8 protein-coding genes are annotated in these 9,402 nt (G+C 70.2%); 4 read left to right on the top strand and 4 right to left on the bottom strand.

Translation table 11 applies throughout. The annotated features are described in order from the left end of the window. Positions 1 to 1,137 (top strand): lipopolysaccharide assembly protein LapB (locus HR086_RS22975; protein ID WP_254626433.1); only part of this gene is annotated, 1,137 nt, incomplete at its 5' end. Here HR086_RS22975 and HR086_RS22970 read toward each other — a convergent pair. Both HR086_RS22970 and HR086_RS22965 read right to left on the bottom strand, forming a co-directional pair. Beyond that, a complete protein-coding gene (locus HR086_RS22970) occupies positions 1,115 to 2,446 on the bottom strand; it encodes a pitrilysin family protein (protein WP_174461230.1) in 1,332 nt (443 codons plus the stop codon). The genes HR086_RS22975 and HR086_RS22970 overlap by 23 nt on opposite strands. Then, the gene (locus HR086_RS22965; protein ID WP_141644189.1) at positions 2,443 to 3,987 is read right to left on the bottom strand and encodes a HAMP domain-containing sensor histidine kinase; all 1,545 of its coding nucleotides are present in this window, start codon (positions 3,985 to 3,987) and stop codon (positions 2,443 to 2,445) included. Before HR086_RS22965 ends, HR086_RS22970 begins: the two co-directional genes overlap by 4 nt. Positions 3,988 to 4,246: 259 nt before the next feature. Here HR086_RS22965 and HR086_RS22960 point away from each other — a divergent pair, with 259 nt between their 5' ends. Beyond that, the gene (locus tag HR086_RS22960; RefSeq protein ID WP_174466657.1) at positions 4,247 to 6,043 is read left to right on the top strand and encodes a serine hydrolase; all 1,797 of its coding nucleotides are present in this window, start codon (positions 4,247 to 4,249) and stop codon (positions 6,041 to 6,043) included. A 100-nt stretch (positions 6,044 to 6,143) separates the two neighbouring features. Then, positions 6,144 to 6,512 carry a 6-carboxytetrahydropterin synthase QueD gene (gene queD, locus HR086_RS22955; protein ID WP_275902352.1) on the top strand — a complete coding sequence of 123 codons (369 nt, stop codon included), beginning with the start codon at positions 6,144 to 6,146 and terminating at the stop codon, positions 6,510 to 6,512. 5 nt (positions 6,513 to 6,517) lie between these two features. Here queD and HR086_RS22950 read toward each other — a convergent pair whose 3' ends face one another. Both HR086_RS22950 and HR086_RS22945 read right to left on the bottom strand, forming a co-directional pair. After that, on the bottom strand, positions 6,518 to 7,228 hold the full coding sequence (locus HR086_RS22950) for an SDR family oxidoreductase (protein WP_174466656.1): 711 nt from the start codon (positions 7,226 to 7,228) through the stop codon (positions 6,518 to 6,520). Further along, the gene (locus HR086_RS22945; RefSeq protein WP_174466655.1) at positions 7,225 to 7,719 is read right to left on the bottom strand and encodes a 6-carboxytetrahydropterin synthase; all 495 of its coding nucleotides are present in this window, start codon (positions 7,717 to 7,719) and stop codon (positions 7,225 to 7,227) included. Before HR086_RS22945 ends, HR086_RS22950 begins: the two co-directional genes overlap by 4 nt. Before the next feature lie 127 nt (positions 7,720 to 7,846). On the opposite strand from HR086_RS22945, the gene HR086_RS22940 reads away from it, so the two are divergent. Then, positions 7,847 to 9,223 carry a hypothetical protein gene (locus tag HR086_RS22940; RefSeq protein ID WP_174466654.1) on the top strand — a complete coding sequence of 459 codons (1,377 nt, stop codon included), beginning with the start codon at positions 7,847 to 7,849 and terminating at the stop codon, positions 9,221 to 9,223. Positions 9,224 to 9,402 lie beyond the last annotated feature (179 nt).

Here is a 9,402-nt window from a genome sequence, read left to right as displayed (position 1 = left end):
GCCCCCGACAGCGCGGAGCCCTATCTGCTGATGGCCGATGCCCACCTCATGAACAACAACATGGGCGCGGCCATCATGTCCCTCAAGCAGGCCGAGGCCCTCATCCCCGGCACGGACCCTTCCATCCAGAAGCAGCTCTCCGAGCTGTACCTGGGCAACGGCAACACCCAGGAGGCCCTCACCATCCTCTCCACCCTGCGCGACTCCGGCCTGCTCACGGAGTCGGACGTGCTCGGCCTGGCCCGGCTCCAGGCCCGCGAAGGTCAGATTGAAGCCTCCTTCGCCACGCTGGAGAGCGTCCTGCGCGACAGCCCGGACGACCCGGAGGCCAAGGCCATGGAGGCGGAAGTCCTCCTCATGAAGGGCGACGAGCTGCTCGCCGCCAACCTCATGGACAAGCTGCTCCAGCAGAACCCCGCGCACACCACCGCGCGCCTCCTGCGGGCCCGCTACTTCCTCGTCAGCGGCGTGCCGCAGATGGCCGAAGCCGACCTCCAGGCCGTCGAAGGCAAGGACGCCAACCGCGGAGACGTCGTCATGCTGCGCGCCCGCGCCCTGCTGGCCCAGGGCCGCGCGACGGACGCCGAGGCCGCCCTCAAGCCCCTGGTCGACGCCGAACCCCAGAACGCCGAGGCCCTCGCCTGGATGGCTGAGACGGTGCTCGCCCAGGGCCGCCGCGCGGATTCACTCGCCCTGGTGGACCGTGCCCTCCAGTTCCGCCCCCGCCTCGCCCGCGCCCTCTACGTGCGCGGCCGTGCCCAGGAGGAGGCCAAGGATTTGAAGGGCGCCGAGGAGAGCTACCGCTTCGCCCTCAGCGCCGAGCCCCGCTTCGCGCCCGTGCACACCCGGCTGTGGCGCCTGTTCCTCCAGTCGGAGCGCAAGGTGGACGCGTACTCGTCCCTGGAGCGCCTGCTGGCGCTGGGCGAGGCCTCCCAGGAGGAGAAGGTCGCCCTGGCGAAGCTCTCTGCTCAGCTCCAGACGCAGATGGCTCGGGGCATGAAGCTCATCGACGAGGCCCTCACGCGCGAGCCCGACAACGTGGAGTACCAGGAGGTGAAGAAGGCCCTCCTGGCCGTCGCTCCCAAGCCGAAGAAGAAGTCCACCGGCCCCGTCATCATCCGTGGCGGGCGCCGCTGACCAGCAACGGCGCGGCGGGCGCTCCGGGCAGTCCCGGCGCCTCCGCCACCACGCGCTCCAGGGCCTTGAGCCCCTTGCGCTGACCCACCGCGACGGCGATGAGGTTGTCCCGGTGGAAGTAGCGCCGCGCGACTTCACGCACGCGCGCGGCGGACTGTGAGTCCACCAGGTCCGCCCGGTGCTCGAAGGTCTCCGGAGCGCGGAACAGCTCCGTGCCGCCGAACCACCCGGCCAGCTCCCCCGGGGAGTCCTGGGAGAACTCCAGCAGCATGCGGTGGCGGCGCTTGGCCCGAGCCAGCTCCTCCTCGCCAATCTCCTCGTCGCACAGCGCGCCCAGCACGCGGAACGACTCGGCCACCACCTGCGCGGCCTTCTCCGGCGCGCTGGCTGCCTCAATCTCGAACAGGCCCGAGTCGTGGTAGCCGTCCAGCGACGCGTGGACGGAGTACGCCAGTCCGCGCTTCTCCACGATTTCGAAGGGCAGCCGGGAGGACAGGCCGTCATCCAGCACGCGCCGGATGATTTGCAGCGCGGCGTAGTCGTCGTGCTGCTCGGGCACGGTGCGGAAGTTGAGGCGGAACTCCGTCTGCGACTCGTCGTGGGAGACGAAGTGCAGGCGGGGACCGGGCGCGGCCGTCGGCGGGGGCGCCTCCGTGCTGGCCAGTCCTCGCGGCAGGTGCGCGAAGGCGCGCTCGGTCAACTCCAGCACCTCCTCGCGGCGCACGCGGCCCGCGGCCGTGACGACCAGGTTGCCGGTGACGTAGTGCTGCGCGAAGTGCTCCAGCACCTGGTTGTGCGCGAGCGCGGAGACGGACTCGCGCGTGCCCGCGATTTTCAGGGCCAGCGGGTGGTCGGGGAAGAGCAGGCGCTTGGACAGGTTGTCCAGGTCGATGTCGCGACCCTTCTCGTCCACCTCGTCCAGCATCTCCTCCAGGATGATCTGCCGCTCCACTTCCATGTCCGTGAGACGCGGACGGGTGAGCATGTCCCCGAGGATGTCCATGCCCACGCGCATGTGCGCGGGGTGCAGCGGCGTGTAGTAGTACCCGTGGTCCCGGGTGGTGACGCCGTTGAGGTTGCCGCCCACTTCCTCCACGGCGGCGTTCATCTTCACCGTGTCCGGCCAGCCCGCACTGCCCCGGAAGAACAGGTGCTCCAGGTAGTGGCTGACGCCGTTGTTGGCGAGCGTCTCGTGGCGGCTGCCCGTGCGGACGTAGATGGCGAGCAGGGCGGTGTGGAGGTGGGGCGTCTCGACGGTGACGACGCGCAGCCCGGAGGGCAGCACGTCCCGATACGATGTGAAGCTCATGCGCGTGGAAGCCTTAACACGAAGGCCGTGCCCTGGCCGGGAATACTCTGGCAGGAGAGCGAGCCCCCGTGGGCCTGGAGGATCTGCTGACTCACCGCGAGCCCCAGCCCCGTGCCCCCCTCCTTGGTGGTGAAGAATGGCTCGAAGAGGTGACGGCGCACCTCCTCCGTCATCCCCTGACCTGTATCCCGCACCGTCACCTCCACGTCCTGCTCCAGGGGGCGGGTGGCGATGGTGAGCTGCCCTCCGTAGGGCATCGCCTCGCGGCTGTTGCGCAGGAGGTTGAGGAAGACCTGGCGCAGCTGCCCTTCGTCGGCGAGCACGGGAGGCGTCGTCGGGGAGAACTCGCGCACCACCTCCACGCCCGCGCGCATCAGCTCCTCGCGGGAGAAGTCCAGCACGCCGTCCAGCACCGCCGTCACGTCGCGCGGGTCCAGGTCCGGCCGCTGGGGCCGCGCCATGCGCAGGTAGTGCTCGGTGACGTCCGCCAGCCGGTCCACCTCGCGGGTGACGGCGGAGAGCAAATCCTTCACCTCGTTGGCCTCGTCGGGCGCGGGGAACGTCGCGCGCTCCACCGCGTCCCCGAGCAGCTCCACGTTGAGTCCGATGGACGACAGGGGATTGCGCACCTCGTGAACAATCTGAGCGGAGATGCGGCCCACGGCGGCGAGCTGCTCGGCGCGCATCAGCGCCTCCGCCTGCGCCTTGATTTGCGCCTCGCGGGCCTGGAGCGAGCGGGCCATCTGGTCGAACGCTCGCGCGAGCACCGCCACCTCGTCGTGGCCGCGCACGCCCAATTGCGCGCTGTAGTCCCCCTTGCCGATGCGGGACACGCCCTCGATGAGCGTGCGCACCGGGCGCAGCGTGCGCGCCGACCACGCGGTGGCGCCCAGACCCAGGAGGATGGCCGCGACGGAGAGGCTGATGATGGCGAGGCCCGTCTGGCGCTCGCGCTCCTCCGCGCCGTCCACGCGCTCGCGGATGCGGTTGGACAGGGACAGCCGGAGCAGCCGCAGCTCACGGCCGATGGCGTCCTCCATGGTGAGCACGTCGGCGGTGGCGCGGTCCACCTGGGCCTTGTCCGGCGCCTGCGTGGAGAACGCGTCGAACACGCTCTCCGCGGCGCGGCCATATTCGCGGTAGCGCGAGTCCAGCTCGAGGAGGCGCGCCTCCAACTCCTCGATGAAGGGCACCTCGCTCGCCGGGGCCATGTCCCGAAGCTGGGTGGCCCGTTCGCGCGTGGTGGCCAGCCGCTGGGAGATGAAGGCCGTGGGCACGTAGACGCGGGCCAGGCGGATGATGGCGCGCCGTATCTCCGCGCTGTCCTCCTCCAGCATGCGCGCGGTGTGCCGCTGCTGGTTGGCGTGGTTCATCTCCATCTCCGCCGCGTCCTGGGAGAGCTGGAGATAGCCCTGGCTCAGCAGCCGGATTTCCAGCCGATTGCGGTGCAGCTCCGCGACGCTGAAGAGGGACACCAGGCCGAAGGTGACGAGCACCACCGCGTAGCCCAGGAAGATGCGGGTGGCGAGGGAGAGCTTCATGCGCGCGAGGACCGTGCAGCGGCCGGAGCACCATCGCTACGCGGCCCGCGCCCGGGGTGCAAGCAACGCTGTCCTCCCGCCAGCCCCCCGGCGGGGCGACCGGCCGTCCTGGCCTCCTGACTCATGGCCCCAGAGGATAGCCCGGGGGACCGCGTCCCGCCCGGGGACATTCGTGCAAGTGGGTTGCAATCGGCGTGGAGGCTCCCGCGTAGGGAGACGGGTGGTGAACCCCCTCGCTCGTCCACCAAGGAATCACGCCATGTCCCCCTCGGCCCGTGCCCCGCTGGGCGCCCTGCTGGCGCTGCTCGCGTTGCCCTCATACGTCCTGGGCGCGGAGCCCGCGAAGGCTCCCGTCGAGCCCGCGAAGGTCGAGGCCCCCGCTGACGCCGCGACGAAGCTCCTGGGCATCTGGGCCGGAGAGCCCGTCTTCGGGCCCGAACTCCAGGGTGAGCTGACGGTGTTCCGCGAAGGGGACACGTGGCGCGCGCGCATCGCTGGGTACGAGGCACCGGGGCGCCTGGAGAAGAACGCGCTGACGGTGACGATGCCGGGAGGGCTGGGGACGTTCCGGGGCGTGGTGGGCACCGACGGCAAGTTCATCCGGGGCCACTGGGTGCAGCCGCGCGTCGTGGTGGGCGGCGTTCAGTACGCCACGCCCGTGGAGCTGCGCGCGCTCCAGAAGGGCGTGTGGCGGGGACAGGTGACGCCGTGGGCGGACCGCTTCACGCTGTACCTCGTCGTGTACGCGCGGCCGGACGGCACCATCGCCGCGTACCTGAGAGACCCGGAGAAGGGCTTCGGCAAGCAGTTCGCGTTCAACGTCTCCATGCAGGGCAACGCGGTGAAGCTGGTGGACCCGCGCGGTCCGACGACGTTCGAGGGCACCTTCGACCCGCGCTTCGGTCGGCTGACGGTGCCCATCCTCTTCCTGGGCCCCATCAACTTCACGAAGAAGGAGCGCGACCAGGCCGTGGGCCTCTACCCGCGCACGCCCGCGTCCGGGCCCTATGCCTACCGCCAACCTGTCGCGGAGCAGGATGGCTGGGCGACGGCGTCGCTCTCCGACGTGGGCATGGACCCCGCGCCCATCCATGCGCTGGTGCAGCGCATCCTCGACACCGAGCCGGGCCCGTCGGCGGGGCCGCTCATCCAGGGCGTGCTCATCGCTCGCAAGGGCAAGCTCGTCGTCGAGGAGTACTTCCACGGGTTCGACAAGGAGCGCCTGCATGACCTGCGCTCCGCGTCCAAGACGCTGGCCCCGGTGCTGGTGGGCACGGCGATGGAGCAGGGCGCGAAGCTTTCGCCCGAGACGCCCGTCTACTCGCTGTTTCCCTCGTACAAGAGCGCCGCGCCCGCGGACCCGCGCAAGGCCCAGCTCACGCTGGAGCACCTGATGACGATGACGTCGGGACTGGACTGCGACGAGAACAACGATGAGTCCCCGGGCAACGAGAACGCCCTCCAGGAGCAGGAGGGGGACTGGTACACGTACACGCTCGACCTGCCCATGGGCCGGGCGCCCGGAGAGCCGCAGGCGGTGTACTGCTCGGCGGGGATGAACCTGGTGGGCGGCATGGTGCGCAACGCGACGGGCACGTGGCTGCCCGAGCACTTCGCGCGCACCGTGGCCGAGCCCCTCCAGTTCCGCCGCTACGCAATGAACCTGATGCCGGATGGAGAGGCGTACCTGGGTGGCGGCCTCTACGCGCGTCCCCGTGACGCGCTGAAGCTGGGGCAGCTCTACCTGGCGGGCGGCGTGTGGAACGGCAGGCGCGTGGTCAGCAAGCGCTGGGTCGAGCGCTCCATCACCCGCCACTCCGTGATGAGCCCGGACCGGACCTACGGGTACGCGTGGTGGCGTCACGAACTGCGCGTGGGCGAGCGCGTCTACGCGGAATATGAAGCAGGCGGCAACGGCGGGCAGTACGTCATGGTCATCCCCGAGCTGGAGCTGACGGTGATGTTCACCGGCGGCAACTACGGCCAGTTCAACCTCTGGAAGACCTTCCGGGAGGAGCTGCTGCCCCGCTACATCCTCGCGGCGGTGCGTCGGTAGGCAGGGGTGGGAGCCCGGGCCGTGTCTTGGCTCGACGCCCGGACACAAACGTGGGTAGAAGGCCGGTCCAATGGAGCCCGTCTCGACGAAGAAAGCCTCGCTGGTGACCGAGATCTCGAAGGAGTTCACCTTCGAGGCCGCGCACCGCCTTCCCAACGTCCCCCCTGGCCACAAGTGCTCGCGCGTCCACGGGCACAGCTACCGCATTGAAATCACCGTGCGGGGGCCGGTGGACCCGCACTTCGGCTGGATTGTCGACTTCGCGGAGCTCAACGCCGCGTGGCAGCCGCTGCACGCGCTGCTGGACCACCGGCTGCTCAACGACGTGCCCGGCCTGGAGAACCCCACCAGCGAGCTGCTGGCCGCGTGGGTGTTCGAGCGGCTGAGCTTCGCCACCGCGCGCGTGGTGAAGCTGCGCGTGTCGGAGACGTGCACCTCGCAGTGCACCGTCTATCCGGCCGAGGGCTAAAGCCCTCAGGTCTCCACCTGGCCCAGGTTGGCGTGGAGCACCGCGCCATTCACCGTGGGCGTGGTGGCGCAGAAGTAGAGCACGTGGGCGATCTCCTCCGGGGTGATGAGGCGCCCGAAGGTCGACTTGGCGGCGATGGTGGCGGTGCGAGCCGCGTCGTCGCCCAGGTGCTCGCGCAGCATCTCCGTGTCGGTGAAGCCCGGGCACACGCAGGCGGTGTGGATGCGCGTGCCCGCCAGGTCCTGGCAGGTGGAGCGCATCAGCCCGACGAGCGCGTGCTTCGACGTCACGTAGGAGGCATTGCCCCGCACGGCCTTCTCCGAGAGCGTGGAGCCCACGTAGAGGATGGAGGAGCCGTCGCCCAGGTAGGGCCGCGTCAGCCGGTTGAGCACGGCGGGCGCGACGACGTTGACCTCCAGCACCCGGCGAAGCTGCGCCGCCGTCAGCGTCAGCGCGTCGTCGTGGTCATAGATGGCCGCGTTGTGCACCAGGCTGACGCGCCCCTTCGCCTGTCCCACGGCGTCGCGCAGCGCGGCCTCCACGCGGGACTCCCAGTCGCCGGAGCCCAGGTCCACGCTCAGGTCCACGACGCCCGGCACGTGGCTCGGCTGGCGCGCCAGGTTCAGCACGCCCCAGCCCTCCTTGCGGAAGCGCGCGGCCAGGGCCTGCCCGATGCCCCGACTGGCGCCCGTGACGATGGCCCAGTCGTTCGTCACGGCGCCACCCACTCCCAGGAGGACGACTGCCCCGGACCGGAAGCGCACTTCACCACCAGCCGGGTGACGCCGTCCTTTCGCAGGGCGGTGCCGTCGCCCACCAGTTCCTCACCGAAGACGCGCGCCAGCTCCTCGAGCGTCACGTTCTCCACCGGGAGCACGGTGATGTCGCGCGCGAGGAAGCGCAGCTCCTCGCCGTTGAAGCTCGCCAGGACATTGCCCTTCGCGTCCCGCTCGAGCTTCAGGTGCGGGGAGTGCTCCGGGAGGAAGAACGTCTCGTTCCAGGTGCGGCAGCGGGCGATGATGGTCTGCTTCAGGGGGCCGTAATCGGACAGCATCCCGTTGTCGGCGACCTCGCCCGTCAGCGCGACGTAGACGGTGAAGTTGTGGCCGTGCAGGTTCTCGCGGTGCGTCGCGGAGAAGATGGTGAAGTGCCCGGCCGAGAACTTCATCTCTTCCTTGTAGAGCTCCAGGGTCGTCGTACGTGGCATGGGCGGCCATGGGGTTAGCACCAAGCCCCATCCACCTCAACGGGCCTGCCGAGCCTCCGGGCGGGAAGTGTCACGCCGCGGGACGTCCTGGCCCCGTCCCTGGGAAATGCGCGATTCTGGAGCGCCCATGCTCCTGCCCCTGCTCACCCTGGGTGTGCTCCTGTCCGCCCGGCCCCCGGCGGACGAGAAGGTCTTCGCCCCGTGTCCCGAAGCCTCGGCCGAGTGGACGGCCGCGCGCGAGCGCCTGCTGGCGCTGGATGCACGACTGGAAGCCCTTCCGGACGGGGGTGACCGGAAGGCAGGCGCCAAAGCCCTGCGCGAGCTGCTCACGTCGCACTGCTTCGCGATGAGCCGCGAGGAGCGCGAGCCGGTGCCCGAGGACGTGTCACCGCTGGCCCTGAAGGCCTGGTGGAAGCAGGGTGGACGGACCTGGGTGGAGTCCTATCTGGAGCTGGGCAAGCCCGGCGCGCGCATGGTGGTGCTGCCGCCCGAGGCGCGCGAGACGCTGACGCTGGACTCCGTGAAGCCGGACCACCGGCTCGCCTCGCTGCTGTGCGCAGCGTCGGACACCGTTTGCGCGAAGGAGATGGAGGGCCCGTACACCCGGGTGGACGCGGCCTTCCTCCGCGCGCTCGACCGACCGGACGAGTCCTCCGTCGCCGAAGCGGAAGCGGAGTCTCGCAAGGGGTGCGAGGAGGCTGCTCGCACCCGGCCCCAGCGCTGGCGCTACACGGCGTGGCGGAGCTGCGAGGGGGGCTGGACGTCCTTCGACAAGGTGCTCCCCGTGGTGCGCATGCGGGTGCCGAAGGACGGATGGCTGGTGTTGAGAGGCCGCCGGGGGCACCACGGTTTCTGTGACGAGGTGCGCGCCTACCACCTGGGGACGGGGGCGGCATGGGTGTCGCAAAGCTGCAGCGACCTGGCTTTGTACGACGACGCGAAGCGAATCGGTCAGGTGGACGTGAAGACCACGAACGCGAACCGGCTCGCGCGAGTGAGGGTGGGCACGCTCTCCGTCGATTCGCTGCGGGAGCTGACGTGGGTGCTCCTGCTCGCCGATGAGGCCATTACCGTCGACCGTGCTCGCCCGCTCACACGCGCGGTGCCGGCGGGCTACCCCATCGAATGGCGGGAGCGGCCCTCCGGAATCACCACGCGGGGAGGAGGGGGTGGAGGCAGCTTCTGGGGCAACACCGGCCAGACGACGCTGCGGTGGACGTGGTTTCCCCCCGAGAAGGCCGAACCCCTGTCCGGCGAGCTGACGTGGCCCGAGTCCGCCGACCCGGCCGATGACCACGCGGACCGCCTGCTCGTCGACGCCGAGGATTCCTTCAAGGAAGGCTGCCCGTCACGACCCGCGCCCGTGGACCTGCTCGACTTCACGCGCCCGGCCAGCGTCAACAAGCGCGACGCACCCGAAGGTGTCACCGCCCAACAGGACGACCTCGTCACCGCGCTGCGCGACTGGCGGCCATCCCCGGGCTGCGCCGTCACCGGCAAGTGACGCCCCACCTCGGGGCGGCCGCTTCAAATTGCGTTGCGCGTCAGGCCTCGGGGTAATTAGTAAGAGGCAATGTTGCAAATTACCTCCGCGGTGAGGCGTGTCCCGCCTCGAGCGTCCCGTCCCCCGGTGCGCTGTTGTCGCTCCATGTCTCGCTAGCACCTCACGGGCCCTGACGCGGG

Origin of the sequence: Myxococcus sp. CA039A (assembly GCF_013336645.1) — a bacterium.
Classification (GTDB): Bacteria; Myxococcota; Myxococcia; order Myxococcales; family Myxococcaceae; genus Myxococcus; species Myxococcus llanfairpwllgwyngyllgogerychwyrndrobwllllantysiliogogogochensis.
Note: the sequence above shows the minus strand (reverse complement) of the source record. Positions and strands in the feature narration are given on the sequence as shown.

What these genes read in the sequence shown, in the direction of transcription:
- HR086_RS22965 (WP_141644189.1), bottom strand. Translation starts at nt 3,987, where the DNA reads ATGAAGCTCTCCCTCGCCACCCGCATCTTCCTGGGCTACGCGGTGGTG.
- HR086_RS22970 (WP_174461230.1), bottom strand. Translation starts at nt 2,446, where the DNA reads ATGAGCTTCACATCGTATCGGGACGTGCTGCCCTCCGGGCTGCGCGTC.
- HR086_RS22945 (WP_174466655.1), bottom strand. Translation starts at nt 7,719, where the DNA reads ATGCCACGTACGACGACCCTGGAGCTCTACAAGGAAGAGATGAAGTTC.
- HR086_RS22940 (WP_174466654.1), top strand. Translation starts at nt 7,847, where the DNA reads ATGCTCCTGCCCCTGCTCACCCTGGGTGTGCTCCTGTCCGCCCGGCCC.
- HR086_RS22960 (WP_174466657.1), top strand. Translation starts at nt 4,247, where the DNA reads ATGTCCCCCTCGGCCCGTGCCCCGCTGGGCGCCCTGCTGGCGCTGCTC.